Raw genomic sequence first — 25,346 nt, 5'->3', positions numbered from 1 at the left:
ATCAGGCGACGGTGAACGGAGCCAGTTCCGCGGCGAGCTCCTCCGACGTGCGCCCCTTGATCAGGGTGCCGTCGGCAGTGTGCTCGAGGTTGTCGATCTCGCCGGCCTGGTGGATCTTGTTGACCAGGTCGCCGCGGCTGTACGGCAGCAGCGCGTTGAACTCCACGGCCGGGCGGGGCAGGTCGGCCTCGACCGCCCGGATCGCAGCGTCGATCCCCTCCCCCGTCCTCGCCGAGACGACGACGGAGTGCGGCTCGGCGCGCTGGAGGCGGCCCAGCACGACGGGATCGGCGATGTCTGCCTTGTTGATGACGACCAGCTCGGGCACCGAGGAGGCGCCGATCTCGGCGAAGACCTCACGCACGGCGGCGAGCTGCCCCTCCGGATCGGCGTGGGAGCCGTCGACGACATGGACGATGAGGTCCGCGTCGGCGACCTCCTCCAACGTCGAGCGGAACGCCTCGACGAGCTGGTGGGGCAGGTGCCGGACGAACCCGACGGTGTCGGACATCGTGTAGACCCGGCCGTCAGCGGCCTGGGTCCTCCGGGTCGTGGGATCCAAGGTGGCGAAGAGTGCGTCCTCGACGAGCACGCCGGCACCGGTGAGCCGGTTGAGCAGGGAGGACTTGCCTGCGTTGGTGTAGCCGGCGATCGCGACGGCCGGGATCTGATGGCGGACCCGCTCCTGGCGCTTGGTGTCACGGGTGCCCTTCATCTCCGCGAGGTCGCGGCGAAGCTTGGCGATCTTGGTGTTGATCCGGCGACGGTCGTTCTCGATCTTCGTCTCACCGGGACCACGCGAGCCGATACCCGCGCCGCCGGCGACGCGTCCGCCGGCCTGGCGGGAGAGGTTGCCACCCCAACCGCGCAGGCGCTGCTTCATGTAGTTGAGCTGCGCGAGCTCGACCTGGGCCTGGCCCTCGCGGCTCTTGGCGTGCTGGGCGAAGATGTCGAGGATCAGCGCGGTCCGGTCGACGACCTTGACCCCGACCTTGTCCTCGAGGTTCCTCAGCTGGGAGGGCGCGAGCTCGCCGTCGCAGATCACGGTGTCGGCGCCAGTCGCCTGCACGATCTCGCGGATCGCCTCGACCTTGCCGCGGCCGATGTACGTCGCCGGGTCAGGGCTTGTGCGCCGCTGGTAGACCGCCTCGAGGACCTCGGAGCCCGCCGTCTCGGCGAGCAGCGCCAGCTCGGCCATGGAGTTCTCGACGTCGGTCTGGCTCTGCGAGCCGGAGGTCCAGACGCCGACGAGCACCACGCGCTCGAGTCGAAGCTGGCGGTACTCGACCTCGGTGATGTCCTCGAGCTCGGTGCGCAGGCTGGCGACGCGGCGTAGGGCGTGCCGCTCGGCCAGCTCCATCGCACCGACGGTCGTGTCGGTGTCGTTCTCGACGTCCTCGGGATCATCGCCATCGACCGGGACCAGATCGATGTCCCAGTCGTCGGTCTCCTCGAGCTCTGCCTGCAGGTTGAAATCGGAAGTCATGAGAGTTCCAGAGTACGTCGCCTCACCGACCGCACCCACTCCTTATCGATAACGTGTGCACCCATGGAGCTGACCAACACCACTGCCATCGTCACCGGCGGCGCCAGCGGCATCGGGGCCGCGAGCGCCCGGGCGCTGGCCGCCAAGGGCGCGACCGTCCTCATCGCCGACCTCAATGCCGAGCTCGGTGAGGCGCTTGCCAGCGAGATCAACGGCGTCTTCGCGCAGCTGGACGTGACGAAGACCGAGCAGATCACCGAGGTCGTGGAGCAGGCCGCGTCGATCGCCCCGCTGCGTGCGCTGGTGAACTCCGCCGGCATCGCCAACGGCATCCGCACGATCGGCCGCGACGGCCAGATCGCGAGCGCCTTCCCTCTTGCCAAGTTCACCGCGGTCATCAGCGTGAACCTGATCGGCACCTTCGACATGATCCGTCAGGCGGCGACGGTGATGAGCCGCAACGAGCCCGATGCCAACGGCGGTCGCGGCGCGATCGTCAACATGGCCTCCGTCGCCGCGTTCGACGGCCAGATCGGCCAGGTGGCCTACTCCTTCTCCAAGGGCGGCATCGTCGGCGCCACGCTCCCGCTCGCCCGCGACCTGAGCAGCGCCGGCATCCGGGTCAACACCATCGCCCCCGGCCTGATCGACACCCCGATCTACAACAGCTTCCCCGACCCCGACGCGTTCAAGGCCCAGCTCGGCTCCTCGGTGCTCTTCCCGAAGCGTCTCGGCACGCCCGACGAGCTCGCCTCGATGGTGCTCGAGCTGGTCACCAACGACTACATGAATGCCGAGACCATCCGCGTCGACGGCGGCATCCGGCTGCCCCCGAAGTGATCGCTGGTCGTTAGACCACACGTCACGCGCACGCCCCCGTCCGGTCGGACGGGGGCGTTTGCGTTGTCCGCGTGACGCTGCTCGGTCGTCGTACCGTCCTTGCCGGTGGAGTCGCCGCCGTCGGCGCCGGCCCGGGCCTGATCGCCGCCAGGTGGGTCGGTGACGACGTCACCAACCGGCGCGCAGCGGCCCTCGTCCGCGGCCGGATCACTCAGCCGCACGCCGTCCGCGCGGGCGACGTGACCACGGACTCCGCCGTGATCTGGGCACGCTCCGGCGACACGGTGGGGCGCCTGCACTGCCGCGTCGACTCGGGTGGGGTGCGGAAGCGCTCGCTGCGCGGCGGGGTGGCCAACCCGGGCAACGACTTCACCTCCCGACTGGTCCTCACCGACCTCCAGCCCGGCCGCGAGTACGTCGTCACGACCTGGTTCGCGCAGCCGGACGGCACCGCGGGACAGCCCCGGACGACCCGCTTCACCACGGCCTCCGACGTGCCGACACCGACCTCCTTCGTCTGGAGCGGTGACACGTGCGGCCAGGGCTGGGGCATCGACGAGTCGCGGGGAGGTCTCGCCGGCTACGCCGCCGTACGAGCGCTGAAGCCGGACTTCTTCCTGCACTGTGGCGACAACATCTACGCCGACATGCCGATGAAGGAGCACACCCACGACGCCTGGGGGCACTCTTGGACGAACGTGCTCGACGAGTCGGTCACGAAGGTCGCCGAGACTCTTGCCGACTTCCGCGGTCGGCACCGCTATGCCCTCCAGGACCAGCACGTCGCCGCGCTCTATGCCGAGGTGCCGACGATCGCGATGTGGGACGACCACGAGACGCTCAACAACTGGTACCCCGGCGAGGTGGTCGACGACGACCGCTACACGACGGAGCGGCGCTGCGACGTCCTGAGCGCGCGCGGGCGGCGGGCCTGGCAGGAGTACATGCCGATCGCTCCCTCGATCGCTACCCCGTCATCACCGAACGGCCGGATCTACCGCAGGATCCCGCGCGGCCCGCACCTCGACGTCTTCTGCCTCGACATGCGGTCCTACCGCGACGCCAACGGCTACGACATGTCGACCGATCCCGGCGTGGACAGGGGGATCCTCGGCTGGGAGCAGGAGCAGTGGCTGCTGCGCGAGCTCTCACTCTCGACCGCGACGTGGAAGGTCGTCGCCGCCGACATGCCGCTCTCGGTCGCGACCTCCCACGCCGACGATCGGGATTCGGTCGCGCAGACCGACCCCGGACCGCCGCGGGGACGGGAGCTCGAGATCGCACGGCTGCTGTCGGGCCTGAAGGCCAACGGCGTGAAGAACGTGGTGTGGGTGACCGCCGACGTGCACTACACCGCCGCCCACCACTACTCCCCCGAGCGCGCCGCCTTCACCGACTTCGACCCGTTCTGGGAGTTCATCTCCGGACCGATCCATGCCGGCACCTTCGAGACCGAGACGCCCGACGGCACCTTCGGCCCGGAGGTCGTCTACGCGAAGGGCAACACGTCCGACCTGCTGCCGATGTCACCCGCCGCCGGCAACCAGTTCATCGGCCAGGTCGAGATCGCGATCGACGGCCGGCTCACCGTGACCCTGCACAGCGTCGGCGACGGCGCGCTCTGGACTCGCGCGTTCGACCCCGCCCACGCGTGAGGAGACGTAGAGTCCGCTCTGTGCCCCGTCTCGGACCGCTCGCGGTCGCGGCCACCGCGCTCGCCCTCCTCGCCGCTGTGGCGGCTCCGGCCTTCGCTGCCGATCCGCCGACACCCGCAGCGGGGCACCACCTGATGATCGACGCCATGTCCGCCCCGCCGCTGACGGAGATCGAGGCATGGCAGGCGAACTCGCCGTACTCTGCCATCGCGGTCTACATCCCGGTGACGGATGCAGCCGACAACCGCAGCGACAAGGATCAGACCGAGCTGTCCAACGACTGGGTCAGCGAGGTGGAGGCGGGCGGCTGGCGCGTCCTGCCGACCTACGTCGGCCTGCAGGCTCCGTGTCCGCAGCCGGACAAGTCGTTCAATCTCATGAGCGCCGAGCCCGCGACCGCCCACTCCGAGGGCGTCTCCGCGGCGAACGACGCGACCGGGTCCGCGATGGCGCTCGGCCTCAGCTCGACCATTCCGATCATCTACGACCTCGAGGCCTACAGGACGGGCGACTCCGCCTGCACCGCGGCCGTCCAGGCGTTCCTCGCCGGCTGGACGACACGCCTCCACCAACTCGGCCGCCACTCCGGTGTCTACGGGTCGATCGGCTCCACGATGAATGACGTCGTGGCGGTGTCGGCGGACGCCAGTTACCCCAAGCCCGACGTCATCTGGGAGGCGACGTGGAACGGCAGCGCCGATACGACGTTCTCGACGACGTCGATGGGCAGGTGGCCGAACGGGCGGATCAACCAGTTCTCCCATGACGTCGACCGCAGCTACGGGGGCCAGACCCTGAGGGTTGACGAGAACGCGGTCCAAGACTTCGTGTGGACACTGGCCACCCCTGACGGCACCGCGCCCACGCTGGCCGCAGCCGCTCCCCCGGCTACTACGAAGGCCACCCGCGCGGCGATCAGCTGGGCCCACAACGACCCCTCCGGCATCGCGGCCTACACCGTCCGCACGCGCCATGCAGCTCCGGGCGCCGTCCTCGGCGCGTGGTCCGCCCCTGCCCGCACCACCGCCTCCTCCCGGACCTTCGCGCTCAGGCCGGGCGAGGCCTGGTGCGTCACCGCCCAGGCCACCGATCGCGCCGGCAACGCCTCGGCCTGGTCCGCGCCACGGTGCACCGCCCGCTTCGCCGACGACACCTCGCTGCACGCGGGCAAGGGCTGGAAGCGCGCCCGCGGCGGCTACCTCGGCACGAGCAGCAAGGCCACACGGAAGGGCGCCGTCCTGCGCGGCCCACGGGTCGCCGGCACCTCCGTCACGGTCGTCCTCCGCGCCCGGGGCGCCGTCGTGGTCCGGATCGGCTCGACCGTCGTCGGGATCGTCCGCGGCGCCGGCACACACCAGCTCACGCTGCGCTCCCCGGTCTCCGGCCAGCTCACCCTCCGCACGCAGAGCCGCGCCAAGACGGTCGTCGACGCCTACCTCGTGACCTGAGCCATCCCTGGCGGTCAGAAGCCGTGGGCGACGTACGCCGGCACATCCCCGACCGCGAGGAGGGCGAGTGCGGCGGCCTCGTGCGGGACCATCGGCGACGGCAGTGACTCGAGGTCGAACCAGCCCAGCTCGCTGGCCTTGTCGGGCTCCTGGATCGCGGGCTCTCCCACCCAGGCGCGAGCGGTGAAGAAGAAGTCGACCCGCTCGTCGATCGCCTCACCGCCACGCGTGCGGTGCATCGTCGTCACGAACTCGAGGTCGATGTCGGTGAGGCCGAGCTCCTCGTGGGCCTCACGGAGCGCTGCGGCGAAGGCGGTCTCGCCGCGCTCGACGTGACCGGCGGCTGCGGCGGCCCAGTGGTCGGCCATGTAGGGCACTCCCGGGCCGCGGCGCTGCAGCAGCACCTCGGTGCCGCCCTCAGGGGCGTCGCGGAGGAGATACAGATAGGCCGCCGGGACGACGACGAAGCGATTGGGTGTCACGGCGGCCCATCCAAGCAGAGCAGGGGTCAGGCGATGTCGTCGTCCTTGGCGTGGTCGAGGAATCCCATGTCCTAGACCTCCAGTCGATGGCTCACCCCGAGGAGAGCCGGTTGTTTGGAACACTAATGTCATGACGGGGACGAGGGCAGGCCATGACGCGGAACGGCCGATCCCCATCGTGGCGGTCGTCGGGGCCACCGCGGCAGGGAAGACCGGGCTCTCGCTCGACCTCGCCGAGGCGCTCGACGGAGAGATCCTCAACACCGACGCGATGCAGGTCTACCGCGGGATGGACATCGGCACCGCCAAGCTGCCCGTCAGCGAGAGGCGCGGCATCCCGCACCACCTGCTCGACCTCCTCGACCTCGACCGGAAGGCCAGCGTCGCCGACTTCCAGGCGCTCGCGCGCGGCCTGATCGTCGACCTGCGCGCCCGCGGCAAGGCGCCGGTGCTCGTCGGGGGCTCCGCGCTCTACACCCGTGCCATCCTCGACCGCTTCGACTTCCCTGGCACCGATCCTGCGGTCCGCGAACGACTGGAGGCCGAGCTCGAGACGGGCGGCTACCAGCCGCTGTTGGCTCGCCTACAGGCCCTTGACCCCGTCGGAGCCGAGCGGATCGAGTCGATGACCCCCGGCAACGGTCGCCGTATCGTGCGTGCCCTCGAGGTGATCGAGCTGACCGGGCAGCCCTTCTCCGCCCGCCTCCCCATCAACGAGTACGTCGACCTCCACTCGATCCAGATCGGCGTCGACATCGACCGCGATACCCTCGAGACCCGCATCACGCAACGGGTCCGCGAGATGTTCGAGTCCGGCTTCGTCGAGGAGGTCGAAGCCCTGATGGCGCGAGGGCTCCTGGCGTCACGTACCGCCTCGACGGCGATCGGCTACCGGGAGGTGGCACAGCTGCTCGGCGGCGTACTCACGCGGGAGGAGGCGATCGAGCGGACGATCATCAAGACGCGGCAGTTCGCGCGGCGACAGGACCAGTGGTTCCGCAAGGACCACCGCGTGGTGTGGGTGCGCTTCGACGACCCCACGCGGGTCGAAAAGGCACTGGCCGCGATCGCTACTCTGGACCGGTGAGTCTCAACGACACGTGGGCCGAGGTGCGGAGCGTCGACGAGCTCGTCGCGCTGCTCGGCGAGCCGCACGAGCGGGCCGCCACGAAGGGCCGCCCGGCGCTGCTGGACGTCGACCGCCAGTGGCTGGCCGCCTCGCCGTTCTGCGTGCTCGCGACGGCCGATGCCGACGGCACCTGCGACGCCTCGCCGAAGGGCGACCCGGCCGGGCAGCTCGTCCACGTCATCGACGACCGCACGATCGCCATCGCCGAGCGCCCGGGCAACCGCCGGGCCGACGGCTACCGCAACGTGCTCGCCAACCCCCATGTCGGGCTGCTCTTCCTGATCCCCGGCCGCGCGGACACCCTGCGGATCAACGGCCGCGCGCGGCTCGTCTCCGACGCACCGTTCTTCGACGAGATGATCGTCAAGGGACAACGGCCGGTGCTCGCCATGGTCGTCGAGATCGAGGACATCTTCTTCCACTGCTCGAAGGCCTTCCTGCGCAGCGGGCTCTGGAAGCCTGAGACCTGGGACGGCGCTCCGGAGGTGCCGCGCCGGGCGGTCATCGCCAAGGAGTACGAGAAGGCCGAGGCCAGCCTCGAAGAGCTCGACGCCTACTACGGCGAGGCCTACGAGAAGGGCCTCTACTGATGGCCTACCCCTTCCTCAAGGGCCACGGCACCGAGAACGACTTCGTGATCCTGCCCGACCATGACGGCTCGATCCATGGCGCCCTCGCCGACGAGCGTGTGATCGCCTTGTGTGACAGGCGTTCAGGCATCGGCGGCGACGGCGTGCTGCGCGTGATCCGCACCGAGTCGATGGCCCGGATCGACGCGGAGCAGGCCGCGCTCGTGGACCACGCCGAGTGGTTCATGGACTACCGCAACTCCGACGGCTCCATCGCGGAAATGTGCGGCAACGGGGTCAGGGTCTTCGTGCTGCACCTCATCGAGGCCGGCCTCGTGCCGCGTGATCAGCCAGTGCCGATCGCGACCCGCGCCGGGATCAAGACCGTCTCGGTGATCGGCGACGAGCTCGTCGCGGACCTCGGCACTCCGATCCTGCTCGATTCCTCCGCTGTGAGCATCGGTGACTGGACGTGGTCCGCGCGCCATGTCGACATGGGCAACCCGCACGCCGTCGCCTTCGTCGACTCGCTCGATCCGCACGGTCCCGTCGGCCCGCTCCTCGACGAGCCGCACTACGACCACGAGCTCTATCCGCACGGTGTCAACATCGAGTTCGTACGCCGCGTCGCCGACCGCCACGTGCAGATGCGGGTCCACGAGCGGGGCTCGGGCGAGACGCAGTCCTGCGGCACCGGTGCCTGCGCCGTCATGGTCGCCGCCGCCGATGCCGACCGCGCACCCCGGGACACCCCCTACACCGTCGATGTGCCCGGCGGCCGCCTGACGATCACGTGGACCTCGGACGACCGCGTGCTGCTGCAGGGCCCGGCTGTCATCGTCGCCTCCGGCACCACCACGCTCTGACCGACCGCGTCGGCCATGGGCCCGGCCACACGTCCTTTCGCCCGAAACATTGCCGACCTAGGTTGGACGCAGGCGCGGCCGCTCGGGCCGCCACGCATCGCAGGGGGAAGCAGATGAGTTTCTTCGACAAGGCCAAGGAGAAGGCCCTCGAGGCCGCCGACATGGCGAAGGAGGCCGCGGAGAAGGCGGCCGAGGCCGCCAAGCTCGCGGCGGCCGGCGCGGCCCAGAAGATCGATGAGGGTGGCTACGTCGACAAGGCCGCGGCCAAGATCGACGAGAAGACCGGCGGGAAGTACGCCGACAAGGTGGACAGGTTCGCCACCTCGGCCAAGGACACGGTCAGCAAGCTGAAGCCCGGCGAGCAGGCCGTCGACGTGGAGTACTCCACGGAGTTCGGCGCCGAGCCGACCGAGACCGCGGCGGAGGCGGCCGAGGTCTTCGAGACCGAGTCGAGCTACGACATCGCCGATGCGTCGAACGTCAACCAGGACTTCACGGAAGAGCCCCCGACGACGCTCTGAGCCGGCAGCGCTGGCCGAGGTGAATGGTTCCGGCACCCTCGGGTGCCGGAACCATTCACCTCAGGCGCAGGACGGGGCGGGCGGCAGCGGAGCCGGGACACCGACCGTTGGCATGCCGAGCGTGACGCCGGCCGCGGCCGTAGGCTGGGCCTGACGGCTCGCCCAGGCGTCGCCGGCCCGGGTGCGACGCACGGAGAGCACGCCACCGTCGGCCTCGAGGTAGTGCGGTGCGCCGCGCGTGATCGTCACGGTCACGACGTCGCCGGGCCGGACGTCGACGCCGTACTCCAGCCCCTCAGCCCGGCTCCGCCCGATCTTCGCGGGGCGGAAGTGGACGAGGCGGTTGTCGGGGGCCCGACCGGACCAGCGGGCCGTCTCGGCGTCCTTGCGCCCCTCACCCTCGGCGACCATGACCTCGAGGGTGCGGCCCTCCTGGGCCTGGTTCTCCTCGAGCGAGATCCGCTCCTGCACCGTGACGAGCCGCTGGTAGCGGTCCTTCACAACGGCCGGGTCGACCTGCTCGTCCATGGTCGCAGCCGGCGTGCCGGGGCGCTTGGAGTACTGGAAGGTGAAGGCGCCCGAGAAGCGGGACTCCTCGACGACCTTGAGCGTCTCGAGGAAGTCCTCCTCGGTCTCGCCGGGGAAGCCCACGATGATGTCGGTCGTGATCGCCGCGTCCGGGATCGCCGCCTTCACCTTGTGGATGATGTCGAGGAACTTCTGCTGGCGGTAGGAGCGCCGCATCTCCTTGAGGATCCGGCTGGAGCCGGACTGGAGCGGCATGTGCAGCGAGGGCATCACGTTCGGCGTCTGGGCCATCGCCTCGATGACGTCGTCGGTGAACTCGGCCGGGTGCGGCGACGTGAACCGGACCCGCTCGAGGCCCTCGATCGCACCGCAGGCGCGGAGCAGCTTGGAGAAGGCCTGACGGTCGCCGAACTCGACGCCGTACGCGTTGACGTTCTGACCCAGCAGGGTGATCTCGGAGACGCCCTCGGCGACGAGCGCCTCGATCTCGGCGAGGATCTCGCCGGGACGGCGGTCCTTCTCCTTGCCGCGCAGCGCCGGGACGATGCAGAACGTGCAGGTGTTGTTGCAGCCGACGGAGACGGACACCCAGGCGGCATACGGGCTCTCGCGTCGGGTCGGCAGTGTGGAGGGGAAGACCTCGAGCGACTCAAGGATCTCGACCTGCGCCTCCTCCTGGACCCGAGCGCGCTCGAGCAGGACCGGCAGGGAGCCGATGTTGTGCGTTCCGAAGACGACGTCGACCCACGGTGCCTTGGTCGTGATCGTGTCGCGGTCCTTCTGGGCGAGGCAGCCACCGACGGCGATCTGCATGCCCGGGCGGCTCGCCTTGACCGGCGCGAGGTGGCCGAGGTTGCCGTAGAGCTTGTTGTCGGCGTTCTCCCGCACCGCGCAGGTGTTGAAGACGACGACATCAGCCTGCTCGCCCTCAGGGGCCCGCAGATAGCCCGCACCCTCGAGCAGCCCGGAGAGGCGCTCGGAGTCGTGGACGTTCATCTGACACCCGTAGGTCTTGACCTCGTAGGTCCGGGACTGGGTGGCGGGCGTGGCGAGCTCGGTCATGGCCCGTCAAGATTACGCGGCAGGCGCTACTTCTGCTTCTTCGTCGTGACCCAGAGTGTGATCACGCCGTCGATGACGACGGTGCCGTCCTTGGTCAGGCCCTGGACCTTGACCTCGAGGTCACCCTCGGCGCTGTCCCACTGGTCCTGCGTGGTGGTCGCGACGCAGGTGATGTCACCGACGGCCTTGGCGGTGTAGGAGACGGTCATCCCCTTGGGGATCCAGCGCTTCGTGCGCGGGATCGTCACCTCGGCCAGCGCACCCATGGCCATCTCGAGGCCGTTGCAGAGCGCGATCGCGTGCACCGTGCCGATGTGGTTATGCACGCGGCGCTTGTCGGGGATCACGAGCTCGGCGTGGTTCGGCTCGAGGACCGTCATGGTCGCGTGGATGGAGCCGAAGTACGGCGCCACCTGGCTGAACAGGAAGGAGAACGCCTTCTTGCCCACGAGGTTGCCGACGATCGGGGCGTCGGTGGTCTGCTTCCAGAGGTTGTCGAGCTTCACCATGGACTTCATATTACTCACGAGTAACCTGACGCGTCCTCTCGACGTCAAGAATCTTCACCGGTCTATGCTCACCTGCATGACACCGCGGCGCGACGAGGTCGACGAGCTGGCCGAGGCGTGGGCGCGCGAGCGACCCGATCTCGACCTCTCCCCCGTCGCGATCTTCTCCCGGCTCTCCCGGCTCTCCCGCCACCTCGACCTCGCCCGGCGCGACGCCTTCTCCGCGGGCGGCATCGAGGCCTGGGAGTTCGACGTCCTCGCGGCGCTGCGACGGACGGGGTCGCCGTACGAGCTCTCCCCCGGTCGCCTCCTGAGGGAGACCCTCGTGACGTCGGGGACGATGACCAACCGCGTCGACCGACTGGCCGCGCGCGGGTTCGTGGAGCGCTACCCCGACCCCGAGGACCGTCGCGGCGTCCTCGTGCGGCTCACGCCCGAGGGCAAGCAGGCCGTCGATGTCGCCTTCACCCGGCTCGTCGACGCCGAGCACGAGTTCATGGCGGACCTCACGCCGCACCAGGCCGACGAGCTCGCCGGTCTGCTGCGCCGACTGCTCGTCACCTTCAGCGGGGATTAGGCGGCGTCGGCCTCGCCGGGAAGCCGGTTGACGTACGCCGTCACCGGCGTGATCCGCGTGCGGCGGAGGTCCGTGCGGTTGAGGATGAGCTCGGCGATCAGGCCCATGCCGAGCAGCTGCACCGCGAGGATGTCGAAGAGGACACCGAACTGCAGCAGCGGCCGGGTGCCGATCGCGTGGTCGGTGAAGAGCCAGACGCCCGTGAGGTAGATGAGCGTGAGCGTGCCGATCAGGCCGAAGACCAGGCCGAGGCCGCCGAGCAGGTGGGACGGCCGGCGGCCGTAGCGGGTCAGCGAGACGACCGTGAGCAGGTCGAGGGCGCCGCGGACGTAGCGCTCGAAGCCGTACTTGGAGTGGCCGTAGGTCCGCGGCCGGTGGTTGACCGGCACCTCGGTCACCTTGAAGCCGTTGGCGTGGGCGAGTGCCGGGACGTAGCGGTGGAGCTCGCCGTACAGCGGGACCTGGTCGTAGATCTCGCGGTAGCCGACGCGGAGGCCGCTGTTGTGGTCGTTGAGCTTCAGGCCGGTCACGACGCCGGTCGCGCGGTTGAAGAGCTTGCTCGGGAGTCTTTTGCTGAGCGGGTCCTTGCGGACCACCTTGTAGCCGGTGACGAGGTCGTAGCCCTCGTCCATCGTGGCGAGCATCCGCGGCAGCTCGGCCGGATCGTCCTGCATGTCGGCGTCCATGGTGATGATGACGCGGCCGCGCGCCTCGTCGAGGCCGGCGGAGAGGGCGTCGGCCTTGCCCACGTTGGTGCGCAGTTTGAGCCCCCGGACCTCCGGGACGTCCTTCGCGACGCTGCGGATCTCCTCCCAGGTGCCGTCGGTGCTGCCGTCGTCGATGAAGACGACCTCCCACGTGGCGTCAGGATTGGCCCCGAGAGCGACCACGATCTCGTCGACGAGCGGACGGATCGTGCGGGCCTCGTCCTTGGCGGGGATGACAACCGAGATGTCGATGGCAGCGCTCCTTGGGTCTGAGCTGATCCGCCGATCGTCACAGCGCCCGGTGAACTCCGGACGACCTGCGAGCCACGTGTTGCTGAGGCTTACTCGAGCAACTCCGACGCCTCGAGCCACTCCAGCTCAAGGGATTCCTTCTCGTCGAGAAGCTCCTGGAGCTGGGCGCCGAGGTCGGCCAACCGTTCGAAGTCGGTGCTACTCGCTTCAAGCTCGGCGTGAAGAGCCGCCTCCTGCTCGCTGATCCGAGCGAGCTGCTTGTCGATGCGAGCAATGACCTTCTTCGCTTCGCGCTCCGCCGCCCCGCCGACCTTGGGCCTCCCGAGATCCGGCTTCTCGCCCTCCGAGGTCCTGGCTACTGCCGGCCCGGTACGGGCCGGATTCCGGACCTCGGAGGGCGAGAAGCCGGATCTCGCGCGACGCTCGAGGTACTCGTCGACCCCTCGCGGGAGCATCGCGATCTGCCCGTCCCCCATCAATGCCCAGACGGAGTCCGTGACGCGCTCGAGGAAGTAGCGGTCGTGGGAGACGACGATGAGGGTGCCGGGCCAGGAGTCGAGGAAGTCCTCGAGCAGGGTGAGCGTCTCGATGTCGAGGTCGTTGGTGGGCTCGTCGAGCAGGAGCACGTTCGGCTCGCCGAGGAGGAGGCGGAGGAGCTGGAAGCGGCGGCGCTCGCCACCGGAGAGGTCGCCGATCCGGGTGGTGAGCTTGTCACCGGTGAAGCCGAAGCGCTCCAGCAGGCTGGAGGCGCTGACCTCGCGGCCGTCGGCGGTGCGGTTGACGCGACGGATCTCCTCGACCGCGTCGAGGACGCGCTTCTCGGCGTCCGGAAGCTCCATCTGCTGGCGCAGGTGGGCGAGCGCGATCGTGCGGCCATGCTTCACCTTCCCGATCTTCGGCGGCAGGGTGCCGTCAAGGAGGGCGAGGATCGAGCTCTTGCCGGCACCGTTGACGCCGACCAGGCCGATGCGGTCGCCGGGGCCGATCCGCCAGGTGGCGTGGTCCAGGAGCTGGCGCTCGCCGCGGAAGAGGTCGACATCCTCGACGTCGATCACGTCCTTGCCCAGCCGCTGGGTCGCGAACCGCTCGAGCTCGAGCTGGTTGCGCGGCGGGGGGACATCCTCGATCAGGGCGTTGGCGGCGTCGATCCGGAACTTCGGCTTGCTCGTGCGGGCCGGCGCACCGCGGCGGAGCCAGGCCAGCTCCTTGCGCATGAGGTTCTGGCGGCGCTGCTCGGACGCTGCGGCCTGACGCGCCCGCTCGGCCTTGGCGAGCACGAAGGCGGCGTACCCACCCTCGTAGACGTCGACGGCACCGTCGTGCACCTCCCAGGTCCACTGGCAGACGGCGTCGAGGAACCAGCGGTCGTGGGTGACGACGACGAGCGCCGACGGGCGATTGGCGAGGTGGGCGGCGAGCCAGGCGACGGCCTCGACGTCGAGGTGGTTGGTGGGCTCGTCGAGGATCAGCAGGTCGTGATCGCCCAGGAGCAGTTGGGCGAGGGAACAGCGGCGACGTTCGCCGCCGGAGAGGCCGTGGACGATCCGGTCGAGGCTGACGCCGGCGAGCAGCACCTCGACGACCTCGCGGGTGCGCGTGTCGGCGGCCCATTCGTGGTCCTGGCGACCGCCGAGGACGGCCTCGCGGACGGTGTGGCTGTCGTCGAGTTGATCGCCCTGGTGGAGGTAGGCCATGAGCAGGCCGCGCTGCTGGGAGACCCGCCCGGTGTCAGGCGACTCGATCCCGGACATGACCTCGAGGAGCGTGGTCTTGCCGTCGCCGTTGCGCCCGACGATGCCGATCCGATCGCCCGCGTTGACGCCGAGGCTGACGTCGTCGAGGAGCGGCCGGATGCCGTAGGACTTGGAGACGTGCTCGAGATTGAGGAGGTTCGCGGGTGCAGCCATGAGGCCTCCAGTCTCTCAGGCCGCTCCCGATCAGCTGTAGTCGATGACGGTGCAGCCGGCGACCGGGCCTGGGGCGAGCCAGTGGGTGAGGCCCTCCTGGCTCAGGGTGCCGGCCGCGATGCGGGCGGCGTCGCGGTCGGCGAAGAGGGCGAGCTGCGTCGGGCCGGAGCCCGAGAGCAGCACGGCGTCGGGCCACAGCCGCTCCAGCCGCTCGCGGAGCTCGACAAGGTCGGGACGGAGGTCGTACGCCGCCGCAGCGAGGTCGTTCTCGAGGTCGGGCGTGAGCGTCAACACGTCCCCGGTCGCGAGATCTCCGAGCAGGGACTGGGGAATCGCCGGCTGGAAGGCCTCGAGCAGCTCCTCGGCCACCATCATGTCGAAGTGCTTGTAGACGAGCGGCGTGGACAGGCCGATCTCATGCGGTACGACGACCCACCAGCACTGCGTGGTGTCGACGACGGGCTCGACGATCTCGCCGCGGCCGGTGCCGATGGCCGTCCCGCCGATGAGCGCGAAGGGGACGTCGGAGCCGAGCTCGGCCGCGATCGCGAGCAGGTCGTCGTCGGAGGTGTTGAGGTCGAAGAGCCGGTCGACCGCGACGAGGGTCGCGGCGGCGTCAGCACTACCGCCGCCCATGCCGCCTGCGACCGGGATCCCCTTGTGGATCTCGACATGCGCGGCGAGCTCGGGCCTGTGGTGGTGGGCCACCAGTGCCTTGCCGGCACGGATCGCGATGTTGTCCTCGTCGTCCGGGACGGCGGCCAGGTCGATGCCGGCGTCTGCGACGGTGTGGATCTCCCACTGCTCCGCCGGCGTCACCGTGACGTCGTCGTAGAGCCCGATCGCCTGGTAGACCGTCGCGAGCGGATGGAAGCCGTCCTCGCGGACCGGACCGACACCGAGGTAGAGGTTGATCTTGGCCGGCGCCCGGACGGTCACTGCCTGCGTCATGCGGAGACTCCTGAGGTCGCCTCGGCCAGTCGGACGAAGTCGTGGATGGTGAGCTGCTCGCCGCGGACCAGCGGGTCGAGCCCTGCGGCCCGGAGGTGGGACTCGGTGACGCCGTACGCCTTGAGCGCACCGCGGAGTCCCTTGCGGCGCTGCGCGAACGCGGCGTCCACGAGCTTGAACACGTCCTCGCGCGCCACGGAGGTCGTCGGTGGCGCGTGGTGCTCCCAGTAGACGAGACCGGAGTCGACGTTCGGCGCGGGCCAGAAGACGTTGCGGCCGATGGCACCGGCACGGCGTACGTCGGCGTACCAGGCGGCCTTGACCGACGGGACGCCGTAGACCTTGGAGCCCGGGGTGGCGGCGAGGCGGTCGGCCACCTCGGCCTGGACCATCACGAGGCCCTTCTCCAGCGTGGGGAGCAGAGCCATCAGGTGGAGCAGGACAGGGACGCTGACGTTGTAGGGCAGGTTGGCCACGAGCGCCGTCGGGGCGGGCGTCTCGGCGAGGTCCGCAGCGGTCACGCGCAGCGCGTCGGCGTGGACGAGCCGGAAGGCGGCCGCCTGGTCCGGTGCGTGCTCCGAGATGGTCTGCGGCAGGCGCGAGGCCAGCAGGTCGTCGATCTCGATCGCCGTCACCTGCGCGCCGGTCTCGAGGATCGCCAAGGTCAGCGAGCCGAGTCCCGGCCCGACCTCGACGACGACATCGTCGGCACCGACGCCGGATTCACGGACGATCCGGCGGACGGTGTTGGCGTCGATGACGAAGTTCTGGCCCTTCTGCTTCGTGGGGCGCAGGTCGAGCTCCGCGGCCAGCGTGCGCACCTCGGCAGGGCCGAGCAGACGAGGTGCAAGCATGAGGGAAGGCTATCGGCCTCGCGACTCAGCCGGCGTAGCCGCAACCCCACGGGGACAGTCCGGCCTTGGCGTAGTAGGCGTTCGCGACGGCGATCTGCTGCTCGCGGCTGGCGAGGTCGGCACGCGACGCGTACTTGCCGCCGCCGTTGGCCAGCCACGAGCTCTGCGAGAACTGCAGACCGCCGTAGTAGCCGTTGCCGGTGTTGATGTGCCAGTTGCCGCCGGACTCGCACTGCGCGATGGCGTCCCAGTTCGGGCCGCCCGCGGGGGCCTTGGGGACCGCCGGCGTCGGGCGCTCCTTCGTGCCGACCGCGACGACCTCGTCGACCGGCTGGCGGGTGACCGTCGCGGTGAGCAGGTCGCGGTCGGTGACCTTCCCGTCGCGGCGGGTGACGTCGTACGTCGCCGTGCGGGCGCCCCTGGCGCCGTCCTTGAGGATCTTGGACTCGCCCACGAAGAGGTCGTCGGTCCGCTTCTCGACACGGTCGAAGTCGATGCCCTCGTGGCGAGTGATGGTGGTGTGCAGCTCGAGCGCTCGCCAGGTGCGGGCACCGTCGGCGTCGAAGACACGCTGGACGCTGATCGCGCCGGCGGTGCGGGGCTCGGCCGGGGCGAGGCGTCGGGTGCTACGGGAGAGCGAGTCGCGGCTGGCCACCATCGTCGGGTCGAGCGAGGGGCTCGCTGCCGTCGTGGCGGCGGCCTCGCTGACCTCGGTCGTCGGGGACGTGCGCTGCGCGACGAGCACGCCGAACGCCACCACCAACACGGTGAGGACGCCGGAGATCACGGCGATGCGACGCAGCATCGGAGCGGTGGACCAAGCGAACATGGGTCACCACCGAACGGGACGAAAGTCCCGAAATCCAATCGTCGGCCCCCACTCAGGCGGAGAATGTGACCCGTCTCACAGAAATCGCCTACCACGTGCCGCCGAACGCGGCCTCGGTGTTCGCGTCGATCGCGGCGCACAGCTCGCCGAGATCCATCTCGCGGACCTCGGCCATCGCGCGAAGCGTGACGGGGATCAGGTAGGAGCTGTTCGTGTCGCCGCGGTGCGGGTGCGGCGTGAGGAAGGGCGCGTCGGTCTCGACGAGGATCCGGTCGAGTGGCGCGATCGCGAGGGCCTCGCGTAGGTGCGGTGCGTTCTTGAAGGTGACGGTTCCGGCGAAGGAGAGATGGGCTCCGCGGTCGAGGCACTCCCGGGCGAAGGAGGCGTCTCCGGAGAAGCAGTGCATCACCCAGCGGTCGGGGGCGCCCTCGGCATCGATCGCCTCGAGGATCGCCTGGTGCGCATCGCGGTCGTGGATCTGGAGGGTGCGGTCGTGCCGCTTGGCGATGTCGATGTGCCGGCGGAAGCTGTGTTGCTGCGCCGCGACGCCGTCCTCAGCCGTCCGGAAGAAGTCGAGGCCGGTCTCCCCCACCGCACGGACCCGGTCGTGGACGTGGGCGAGCTCCTCGATCTCGTCGAGCGCGGCCTCCAGGTCCGCCGCGCTGTGCAGGGGTGCGTCGTTGGGGTGCAGCGCGACGGCCGCGATCAGCTGCGGATGCGAGGCGGCCGCCTCGACGGCCCAGCGCGAGGAGGCGAGGTCGGTGCCGACCTGCACCATGCGGGTGACGCCGACGCTAGCCGCCCTCTCCAGCGCCTCGTCGATCGCGAGATGCTCGCCAGCACGCTCGATGTCGAGGTGGGTGTGGTTGTCGACGACCGGGTGCGGAAGGGGCGCAGGGATCGGCGGGAAGCTCACGCCCGCAAGCCTAGGGAGGTGGGGCAGAAGTCCGGCTCTCGAGGGGCGAGAACCCGGAGGTCGGCTAGGGCTTCGGCTTGTGCACGAGGTCGTAGACCTCGCGCTTGGGCACGCCGGCCTGCTTCGCGGCCGCGACGATCGCGTCCTTGCGGCTCATGCCGTCGTCCTCCAACGCCGCGACGAGCGCGCGCAGCGATTCCGGGCTCGCGTCGACCTCGGCCGGCACGTGGCCCGAGACCACGATCGTGATCTCGCCACGGACCTCCTCGGCGGCCCAGTCGGCGAGCTGGCCGAGCGGGCCCCGACGTACCTCCTCATAGGTCTTGGTCAGCTCGCGACAGACGGCCGCGGGGCGGTCGGCACCGAAGGCCTCGGCCATCGCGGCGAGGGCGGCGTGGGTTCGGTGCGGCGCCTCGAAGAAGACCATCGTCCGCTCCTCGGTCGCCAGGCCGTCGAGGCGGCGAGAGCGTTCGCCGGCCTTGCGCGGGAGGAAGCCCTCGAAGCAGAAGCGGTCCACGGGCAGGCCGCTCACGGCCAGCGCCGTGAGCACGGCCGACGGGCCCGGCACAGCAGTGATGCGTACGTCGGCCTCGACCGCCGCGGCCACGAGCCGGTAGCCCGGGTCGGAGACCGACGGCATCCCGGCGTCGGTCACCAGCACGACCCGCTCCCCCGCGAGCAGCGCGTCGAGCAGCTGCGGCGTGCGCTGCACCTCGTTGCCCTCGAAATAGGAGACGACGCGGCCGCTGAGCTCGACGCCGAGCTCCGAGACCAGCCGGCGGAGGCGACGGGTGTCCTCCGCGGCGATGACCGTGGCGGCGGCCAGCTCGGTGGCGAGCCGCGGCGGCGCGTCCTCGATCCGGCCGATCGGGGTCGCCGCCAGCACCAGGACTCCACTCACCCGGTGATCCTCGCAGACGGTGACAGGGCGAGACATAGTCTGTGCGCCGTGACCCTGCTGATCGACGGCGAGCCGCACGCGCCCCTGACCACGACGACGCCGACGGCGTGGCAGCGTGCCCGCGGCGCGATCCGCGGCCGCGACCCGGTGGTCGGCTGGTGCGCGACCGTCCTGATCACGGTCGCCGCCTTCGTGCTCCGGCTCTGGCACCTCGGCACGCCCCGGACCTTCGAGTTCGACGAGACCTACTACGCCAAGGACGCGTGGAGCCTGCTCCACTTCGGCTACGCCCGCGACTACATCGACGGCGCGAACGAGAAGATCCTCGACGGCACCCTCACCGGCGTCTGGAAGGAGACGCCGGAGATGATCGTCCACCCCGAGGTCGGCAAGTGGCTGATCGCGCTGGGCGAGAAGGTCTTCGGCATGGATCCGACCGGCTGGCGGATGGCGCCGGCGATCGCCGGCGCGCTCCTGGTCATGGTGGTCATCCGGCTCACCCGGCGGCTGAGCGGCTCGACGCTGCTGGGCTGCCTGGCCGGCGTACTGCTCTGCTTCGACGGCCTGGAGTTCGTGCTCTCCCGGCTGGCCCTGCTCGACATCTTCCTGGCGCTCTTCACCCTCGCCGCGGTGAGCTGCATGGTCGCGGACCGCGACTGGTACCGCGGCCGGCTCGCTGCCCGGCTCGAAGCACCGATCGAGGCCGCCCGGTCGTGGGGTCCGCTGGTCCTGTGGCGCCCGTGGCTGCTGGCCAGCGGCCTGCTGTGGGGGCTGGCCTGCGGCACCAAGTGGACCGCGATGTACCCGCTCGCCGCCTTCGGGATCATGGTCTGGATCTGGAGTGCCGGTGCCCGCCGCTCCTTCGGCGTCCGCCTCGCCCTGCTGAAGGCAGCGATCACCGACGGCCTCCCCGCGGTGCTCTACCTCGTCGTCGTCGCCTTCGTCGTGTACGTCGCGACGTGGGGAGGCTGGCTCGCCCACGCCGACGTCTACGAGGCGAACCTCTCCTCGACGCAGTACACGCAGTACACCGGGCACGGTCACTGCGGGGGCGACAAGAACGAGACGTACATCAGCGACGACCCCGACACCTCGGCGAAGTGGCCCACGGCGACCGAGCCGGACGCCTCCGGCCTGGGCGAGATCACCCAGTCGCTGCGCAGCCTCTGGTACTACCACGAGGACGTGTGGACCTTCCACACCCACTTCCTCAACTGCGCGACGCACACCTATGCCTCCAACCCCGCCGGCTGGCTGCTGCTCAACCGGCCCGTCGGCGTCGCGGCCGACACCGGCATCCAGCCCGGCGTGAGCAGTGAGGGCGAGACCTGCACCGCACCCCAGGGCTCGGACTGCCTGCGCCAGGTCCTCCTGCTCGGCACGCCGGTGCTGTGGTGGGGCGGCGTGCTCGCGCTGGTCTTCGCCTGCGTGATGTGGATCCTCAAGCGGGACTGGCGGTTCGGCGTCGCCGTCGTCGGTGTCGCCTCCACCTGGCTGCCCTGGTTCCAGTACGACGACCGCCCGATCTTCAGCTACTACGCGATCGTCTGCCTGCCGTTCACGGTGGTCGCGCTGGCCCTTACGCTCGGGACGATCATCGGTCCTGCAACGGTCGGGCGTCGGCGTACGGTCGGCACCGCGATCGCGGGGATCTTCACGATCCTCGTGGTGGCGAACTTCGCCTGGTTCTGGCCGATCTACACCAACGCGCTGCTGACCCACAGCCAGTGGCTGGACCGGATCTGGTTCTCCCGCTGGATCTAGATCAGTCGGTCGCGGGGACCGTCCAGCGGTCCTCGATCCGCCCGATCTTCCAGATGCCGAGGGCGACGGCCCAGGCGGTGAGGAAGAGGCCGACGATCACGTAGCCGGCGTAGTCGAGCGGGATGTCGGCGACGGCGGCGAGCGGGCCGGTGGTGATGTCGAGTCGGTCGGCGAGGACGCCGACGAGCTCGATCGTGCCGATGACGAGGGCCACGGCGACCGAGAGCGACGTGATGGTCAGGTTGTAGAAGATCTTGCGCACCGGCTTGGCGAAGGCCCAGCCGTAGGCGGCGTTCATGAAGACGCCGTCGACCGTGTCGGCCAGGCACATCGCGGCCGCGAAGAGGATCGGCAGCACGAGGATCGCGTAGAACGGCAGACTGAACGCGGCCGCGCCGCCGGCGAGCACGAGCAGCCCGACCTCGGTCGCCGTGTCGAAGCCCAGTCCGAAGAGGACACCGATCGGGTAGATGTGCCACGGCTTGCGGACCGACTTCGTGAGCCCGCCGAGGATGCGGTTCATGAAGCCGCGTGAGTCCAGCTGGCGCTCGAGCTCGGCCTCGTCGAACTCGCCGCGACGGAGCTTGCGGAAGACCGCGAGGATGCCGAGAAGCGAGACCAGGTTGAGGATTCCGAGGATCCAGAGGAAGACGCCCGACACCGACGGACCGATCAGGCCGGTGATGGTGTGGAGTGTGGAGCCCTCATCCTCGACGCCGCTGACGAGGGCCTTCACGCCGAGGGAGAGCAGGAAGGCGAGCGCGAAGACGATCGTCGAGTGACCGAGCGAGAACCAGAAGCCGACCGAGAGCGGCTTGCGCTGCTGCGGCTCTCCCGAGCTCTCGCGGGAGACGTTGTCGGCGAGCAGCTTGCGCGTGGTGTTGTCGACCGCAGCGATGTGGTCGGCGTCGAAGGCGTGTCGCAGGCCGAAGGTGTAGGCGAGCAGCCCGACTCCGACGGTGAAGACCGGGTGGTCGCCGCCGAGCGGGAGGTGCTGCGGCGTGACTGCCCCGAAGAGGATCCCGAAGCCGACGACGTGGAGCAGCACGATGAAGGCGGACATCCCGGCGAGGGAGCGCTTGTCCGCCGCGCCGAGGGTCGCCCAGAGGGCCTGCACCGACTTCATCTGCTCCTCCTGCCGGCTCGATGTGCGTTATTGCAAACGTATCGCAACAACGAAGGAGCAGCGAGAGAGGGTCAGTCCTCCACGGGGCCCGGCGCTGTCGGCACGACCGGCGCGGCGACCGGGTAGAGCACCACCACCAGCAGTACGCCGACGGCCAGCCCGACCAGTTGCATGGCGATGAACGCCGGCGCCGACGCAGGGGCGATGCCGGCGAAGGTGTCGGAGAAGATCCGGCCGACCGTGACGGCAGGGTTGGCGAAGCTCGTCGACGAGGTGAACCAGTAGGCGGCGCCGATGTAGGCGCCGACGGCGGGGGCGACCCACGCGTCGCGGCCGGTGCGGACCAGGCTGAAGATCAGCAGGAGGAGGACGGCCGTGGCGACGACCTCGGCCACGAGGTGCCCGCCCGAGTCGCGGTCCTTGCCCGAGAGGGACGTGTCGACGCCGAACATGACGTTGGCCAGGATCGCGCCCCCGATTGCACCCGCCACCTGGGCGACGAGATAGGCGGCCACTCCCGGCAGGCCACCGGCGTGACGGTCGGGCCCGAGCGCCCAGTCGGCGAGGGTGACGACCGGGTTGAAGTGGGCGCCCGAGACCGGCCCGAAGACGAGGATCAGCGCAGCGAGCCCGAAGACCGTCGCCATCGAGTTCTCGAGCAGCTGCAGCCCGACGTCGTGCGGCGACAGCTGCTGAGCGGCGATGCCCGAGCCGACCACGACGGCGACGAGGAGACCCGTCCCGAGGAACTCGGCCAGGAGGCGGCGTCCGACGTCGGCCCTCACGCCGCCCCTCCGAGCAGCGCGGCGAGATCGGCGAGCGCGTCGCGGCGTACGGCGTAGTAGACCCAGGTGCCGCGCTTCTCACGGTCGAGGAGGCCCGCCTCGTGCATCACCTTGAGGTGGTGGCTGATCGTCGGCTGGGAGAGGTCGAAGGCGTCGTTGAGGTTGCAGACGCAGGCCTCCCCGTCCTCGTGGGCGGCGACGAGGCTGAGGAGACGCAGGCGCACCGGGTCCGCGAGCGCCTTGAGCATCGGCGCGACGCCCTCGGCCTGCTCGGCCGTCATCGGCTCCTTGGTGACCGGTGCACAGCACTCGACGAGGGGCAGGGACTTCGACATGTATCTATATTGACAGCCGTCTATGTCATGTCGCAAGGTGAAGGCATGACGACAACACACGATGACTGCTGCGACCCCGGTTGCTGCGGAGGCTGCTGCTGACATGAGCGCCCCCACCGTGCTCTTCATGTGCGTCCACAACGCTGGGCGCTCCCAGATGGCGGCCGGGTTCCTCCGCGACCTCGCGGGGGACTCGGTCGCCGTCCTCTCCGCCGGCTCCCAGCCCGGGACGGCGCTGAATCCGGTGGCCGTCGAGGCGATGGCCGAGGAGGGCATCGACATCTCGTCGGCCGCGCCGCAGTTCGCCTCCCCGGAGCTGATGCAGGCCGCCGACATCGTCATCACCATGGGCTGCGGCGACGAGTGCACCTGGTATCCCGGCAAGCGTTATCTCGACTGGGATCTCGCGGATCCGGCCGGTCAGGGCATCGAGACCGTCCGGGCGATCCGCGACGACATCAAAGGGCGCGTCACCGCCCTGGTGGCCGAACTCGTGCCCGGAAGCCGGTGATGGCGGCGCAGATCCGGGCCCTCGAGGAACGGGACTGGGGCGACGTACGCCGGATCTATCGGCTCGGCATCGAGACGAGGAACGCGACCTTCGAGACGGCCGTTCCGGACGCAGAGGCGCTCGACGCCAAGTGGATCGCAGGTCAGCGCTGGGTGATCGAGCACGAGGGAGCCGTCGCCGGCTGGGCCGCGATGACCGCTGTGTCGGCACGCGAGTGCTACCGCGGTGTCGGCGAGACGTCGATCTACCTCGACACCGCTCTGATCGGGCGCGGGCTCGGCACGCTGCTGATCGCGCACCAGGTGCGGGCGGCGCAGGAGGCCGGCTTCTGGACGCTGCAGACGTCGATCTTCCCGGAGAACACCGCGAGTCTCGCCCTCCACCGCCGGGCAGGCTTCCGCGAGGTCGGTTGTCGTGAGCGGATCGCCCAGCTCGACGGAGCCTGGCGGGACACGATCCTGCTCGAACTCCGCGCCTGACGGACAGTCGAGCCGGAACACGGCGCCGAGATCTCTAGGCTCAATCCCATGGGCCACCATCACGACCACGGCATCGCTGACGACGCCACACGCGGTGCGCTGCTGGCGGCACTCGCGCTGCTGGTCGCGTTCATGGTCGGCGAGGTGGTCGTGGCGATCCTGGCCGACTCGCTCGCGCTGCTCTCCGACGCCGGGCACATGCTCACCGACGCCGGCTCGATCGCCGCGGCGCTGTGGGCGATCCGGCTCGCCGCCCGACCGGCGTCAGAGCGGTGGACGTTCGGCCTCAAGCGTGCCGAGATCCTCTCCGCCGCGATCAACGGCATCACGCTGCTGGTCGTCTCCGGGGTGGTGCTCGTCGAGGCCGTACGCCGGCTCGTCTCCTCCCATCCCACGGTGTCCGGCGGACCGGTGCTGGTCGTCGCCGCCGTCGGATGTCTGGTCAACGTGGCCGCCGCGTGGCTGATCGCCCGCGCCAACCGGTCGAGCCTCAACATCGAGGGTGCCTACCAGCACATCCTCACCGACCTCTTCGGCTTCGTCGGCACGCTGATCGCGGCCGTCGTGATCCTCACCACCGGCTGGGAGAAGGCCGACTCCGTGGCCGCACTCGTGGTCGTCGTACTGATGCTGCGGTCGGCGTGGAGCCTCCTCCGCGACTCCGGGCACATCCTCCTCGAGGGCACGCCCGGCGACCTGGATCTGGCGGAGGTACGCCGTCACCTGCTCGAGGTCGACCACATCGTCGACGTCCACGACCTGCACGCCTGGACGATCACGTCGGGTCTTCCCACGTTGTCGGCTCATCTGACCGTCGAGGATCAGTGCTTCGGCGACCGTCATACTCCGCAGCTCCTGGATGCGGTGCAGGAGTGCCTGCACGACCACTTCGACGTGGAGCACTCGACCTTCCAGTTCGAGCCTGCGAGTCATGCGGCGCACGAGCACGGAGCGCACTGAGGACCAGCAGGGCCACGGCGACGGGGACGGTTGCCGGAAGCATGTCGACGACGAAGAAGAGCAGGTCGAAGAGGACCGACAGGGCCAGGACGATCACTGCTCCCGTGCGACGGGCCGGCCAGGGCGGCGTCGCCGCCGTCGCCAGGATCGCACCGAGGACAGCCGCGACGAAGAAGTCGCCATAACCCATCAGCGCATGCTGGAAGTGCGCCACCTGCAGGTGCGGCAGGCTGCTTGCCGAGGCGGCATTGAGGGTGTCGTTGGGGCCCTCGAGGAGGTGGCCGAAGACGAGCACGCAGTCGAGCACCGCCATCACGACAAGGGCGATCCTCAGGACGAGTGAGGGGGCGAGCTCGGCCAGCCAGGCTGCGATCGTTGAGACGCTCAGCGCGGTCAG

At 69.9% G+C, this 25,346-nt stretch carries 26 protein-coding genes; 12 read left to right on the top strand and 14 right to left on the bottom strand.

Annotated elements, in window-relative coordinates; translation table 11 throughout:
* Position 1: 1 nt before the first annotated feature.
* Entirely contained in the window at positions 2–1,486 is a 1,485-nt protein-coding gene (hflX, locus tag LH076_RS02275; RefSeq protein ID WP_227782385.1) for a GTPase HflX, read from the bottom strand.
* A 63-nt stretch (positions 1,487–1,549) separates the two neighbouring features.
* Between hflX and LH076_RS02270 the strand changes: the two genes are divergently transcribed.
* The 3 genes from LH076_RS02270 (at position 1,550) to LH076_RS02260 (ending at position 5,429) form a co-directional block, all read left to right on the top strand.
* Complete coding sequence (locus LH076_RS02270; RefSeq protein WP_227782384.1) at positions 1,550–2,326, top strand: SDR family oxidoreductase; 777 nt, start codon at positions 1,550–1,552, stop codon at positions 2,324–2,326.
* Between the two features lie 71 nt (positions 2,327–2,397).
* Complete coding sequence (locus LH076_RS02265; RefSeq protein WP_227782383.1) at positions 2,398–3,981, top strand: alkaline phosphatase D family protein; 1,584 nt, start codon at positions 2,398–2,400, stop codon at positions 3,979–3,981.
* Positions 3,982–4,001: 20 nt separating this feature from the next.
* A complete protein-coding gene (locus LH076_RS02260; protein WP_227782382.1) occupies positions 4,002–5,429 on the top strand; it encodes a DUF1906 domain-containing protein in 1,428 nt (475 codons plus the stop codon).
* 14 nt (positions 5,430–5,443) lie between these two features.
* Here the strand turns inward: LH076_RS02260 and LH076_RS02255 are convergent, their stop codons facing one another.
* A complete protein-coding gene (locus tag LH076_RS02255; RefSeq protein ID WP_227782381.1) occupies positions 5,444–5,911 on the bottom strand; it encodes an NUDIX domain-containing protein in 468 nt (155 codons plus the stop codon).
* 130 nt (positions 5,912–6,041) lie between these two features.
* Between LH076_RS02255 and miaA the strand changes: the two genes are divergently transcribed.
* From miaA to LH076_RS02235, 4 genes are all read left to right on the top strand, one after another.
* Positions 6,042–6,998: a tRNA (adenosine(37)-N6)-dimethylallyltransferase MiaA gene (gene miaA, locus LH076_RS02250; RefSeq protein WP_227782380.1), complete on the top strand. Its 957-nt coding sequence runs from the start codon at positions 6,042–6,044 to the stop codon at positions 6,996–6,998.
* Positions 6,995–7,630, top strand: coding sequence for a pyridoxamine 5'-phosphate oxidase family protein (locus LH076_RS02245; RefSeq protein WP_227782379.1), 636 nt, complete (start codon positions 6,995–6,997; stop codon positions 7,628–7,630). Before miaA ends, LH076_RS02245 begins: the two co-directional genes overlap by 4 nt.
* Positions 7,630–8,475: a diaminopimelate epimerase gene (dapF, locus tag LH076_RS02240; RefSeq protein ID WP_227782378.1), complete on the top strand. Its 846-nt coding sequence runs from the start codon at positions 7,630–7,632 to the stop codon at positions 8,473–8,475. Before LH076_RS02245 ends, dapF begins: the two co-directional genes overlap by 1 nt.
* Positions 8,476–8,588: 113 nt before the next feature.
* The gene (locus LH076_RS02235) at positions 8,589–8,996 is read left to right on the top strand and encodes an antitoxin (protein ID WP_227782377.1); all 408 of its coding nucleotides are present in this window, start codon (positions 8,589–8,591) and stop codon (positions 8,994–8,996) included.
* 60 nt (positions 8,997–9,056) lie between these two features.
* On the opposite strand, the gene miaB is transcribed toward LH076_RS02235, so the two are convergent.
* Together miaB and LH076_RS02225 are read right to left on the bottom strand one after the other, a co-directional pair.
* Positions 9,057–10,586: a tRNA (N6-isopentenyl adenosine(37)-C2)-methylthiotransferase MiaB gene (miaB, locus tag LH076_RS02230; protein WP_227782376.1), complete on the bottom strand. Its 1,530-nt coding sequence runs from the start codon at positions 10,584–10,586 to the stop codon at positions 9,057–9,059.
* A gap of 26 nt (positions 10,587–10,612) precedes the next feature.
* On the bottom strand, positions 10,613–11,095 hold the full coding sequence (locus tag LH076_RS02225; protein ID WP_227782375.1) for a hotdog fold domain-containing protein: 483 nt from the start codon (positions 11,093–11,095) through the stop codon (positions 10,613–10,615).
* A gap of 76 nt (positions 11,096–11,171) precedes the next feature.
* Between LH076_RS02225 and LH076_RS02220 the strand changes: the two genes are divergently transcribed.
* Positions 11,172–11,672 (top strand): MarR family winged helix-turn-helix transcriptional regulator, encoded by a 501-nt coding sequence (locus tag LH076_RS02220; RefSeq protein ID WP_227782374.1) that lies wholly within the window; start codon positions 11,172–11,174, stop codon positions 11,670–11,672.
* Here LH076_RS02220 and LH076_RS02215 read toward each other — a convergent pair.
* From LH076_RS02215 to rsmI, 7 genes are all read right to left on the bottom strand, one after another.
* Positions 11,669–12,751, bottom strand: coding sequence for a glycosyltransferase family 2 protein (locus tag LH076_RS02215; protein ID WP_227782373.1), 1,083 nt, complete (start codon positions 12,749–12,751; stop codon positions 11,669–11,671). The two genes, LH076_RS02220 and LH076_RS02215, sit on opposite strands and share 4 nt — an antisense overlap.
* A complete protein-coding gene (locus tag LH076_RS02210; RefSeq protein ID WP_227782372.1) occupies positions 12,721–14,538 on the bottom strand; it encodes an ABC-F family ATP-binding cassette domain-containing protein in 1,818 nt (605 codons plus the stop codon). The genes LH076_RS02215 and LH076_RS02210 overlap by 31 nt, the downstream gene beginning before the upstream one ends.
* Positions 14,539–14,568: 30 nt before the next feature.
* Positions 14,569–15,489, bottom strand: coding sequence for a 4-(cytidine 5'-diphospho)-2-C-methyl-D-erythritol kinase (locus LH076_RS02205; protein WP_227782371.1), 921 nt, complete (start codon positions 15,487–15,489; stop codon positions 14,569–14,571).
* Positions 15,486–16,343 (bottom strand): 16S rRNA (adenine(1518)-N(6)/adenine(1519)-N(6))-dimethyltransferase RsmA, encoded by an 858-nt coding sequence (rsmA, locus tag LH076_RS02200; RefSeq protein ID WP_227782370.1) that lies wholly within the window; start codon positions 16,341–16,343, stop codon positions 15,486–15,488. Before rsmA ends, LH076_RS02205 begins: the two co-directional genes overlap by 4 nt.
* Positions 16,344–16,368: 25 nt before the next feature.
* Positions 16,369–17,172 (bottom strand): resuscitation-promoting factor, encoded by an 804-nt coding sequence (locus LH076_RS16965; protein ID WP_321573728.1) that lies wholly within the window; start codon positions 17,170–17,172, stop codon positions 16,369–16,371.
* Positions 17,173–17,260: 88 nt separating this feature from the next.
* Positions 17,261–18,088 carry a TatD family hydrolase gene (locus LH076_RS02185; protein ID WP_227782369.1) on the bottom strand — a complete coding sequence of 276 codons (828 nt, stop codon included), beginning with the start codon at positions 18,086–18,088 and terminating at the stop codon, positions 17,261–17,263.
* Positions 18,089–18,152: 64 nt separating this feature from the next.
* Positions 18,153–18,989 (bottom strand): 16S rRNA (cytidine(1402)-2'-O)-methyltransferase, encoded by an 837-nt coding sequence (rsmI, locus tag LH076_RS02180; protein ID WP_227782368.1) that lies wholly within the window; start codon positions 18,987–18,989, stop codon positions 18,153–18,155.
* Positions 18,990–19,037: 48 nt separating this feature from the next.
* Between rsmI and LH076_RS02175 the strand changes: the two genes are divergently transcribed.
* Positions 19,038–20,753, top strand: coding sequence for a dolichyl-phosphate-mannose--protein mannosyltransferase (locus tag LH076_RS02175; protein WP_227782367.1), 1,716 nt, complete (start codon positions 19,038–19,040; stop codon positions 20,751–20,753).
* Position 20,754: 1 nt separating this feature from the next.
* On the opposite strand, the gene LH076_RS02170 is transcribed toward LH076_RS02175, so the two are convergent.
* From LH076_RS02170 to LH076_RS02160, 3 genes are all read right to left on the bottom strand, one after another.
* On the bottom strand, positions 20,755–21,879 hold the full coding sequence (locus tag LH076_RS02170; protein ID WP_227782366.1) for a HoxN/HupN/NixA family nickel/cobalt transporter: 1,125 nt from the start codon (positions 21,877–21,879) through the stop codon (positions 20,755–20,757).
* 71 nt (positions 21,880–21,950) lie between these two features.
* Positions 21,951–22,664, bottom strand: coding sequence for an aquaporin (locus tag LH076_RS02165; protein WP_227782365.1), 714 nt, complete (start codon positions 22,662–22,664; stop codon positions 21,951–21,953).
* A complete protein-coding gene (locus LH076_RS02160; RefSeq protein ID WP_227782364.1) occupies positions 22,661–22,999 on the bottom strand; it encodes an ArsR/SmtB family transcription factor in 339 nt (112 codons plus the stop codon). Before LH076_RS02160 ends, LH076_RS02165 begins: the two co-directional genes overlap by 4 nt.
* Before the next feature lie 103 nt (positions 23,000–23,102).
* Between LH076_RS02160 and LH076_RS02155 the strand changes: the two genes are divergently transcribed.
* The 3 genes from LH076_RS02155 to LH076_RS02145 are packed head-to-tail and all read left to right on the top strand — an operon-like array spanning position 23,103 to position 24,949.
* Complete coding sequence (locus LH076_RS02155; RefSeq protein WP_227782363.1) at positions 23,103–23,510, top strand: arsenate reductase ArsC; 408 nt, start codon at positions 23,103–23,105, stop codon at positions 23,508–23,510.
* Positions 23,510–23,989 carry a GNAT family N-acetyltransferase gene (locus LH076_RS02150; RefSeq protein ID WP_227782362.1) on the top strand — a complete coding sequence of 160 codons (480 nt, stop codon included), beginning with the start codon at positions 23,510–23,512 and terminating at the stop codon, positions 23,987–23,989. Before LH076_RS02155 ends, LH076_RS02150 begins: the two co-directional genes overlap by 1 nt.
* A 48-nt stretch (positions 23,990–24,037) precedes the next feature.
* Entirely contained in the window at positions 24,038–24,949 is a 912-nt protein-coding gene (locus LH076_RS02145; protein WP_227782361.1) for a cation diffusion facilitator family transporter, read from the top strand.
* Positions 24,950–25,346 lie beyond the last annotated feature (397 nt).

The sequence above is a fragment of the Nocardioides sp. Kera G14 genome, from assembly GCF_020715565.1.
Lineage (GTDB): Bacteria > Actinomycetota > Actinomycetes > Propionibacteriales > Nocardioidaceae > Nocardioides.
The sequence above is the reverse complement of the archived record's forward strand: the minus strand, read 5'-3'. Positions and strand labels throughout refer to the sequence as shown.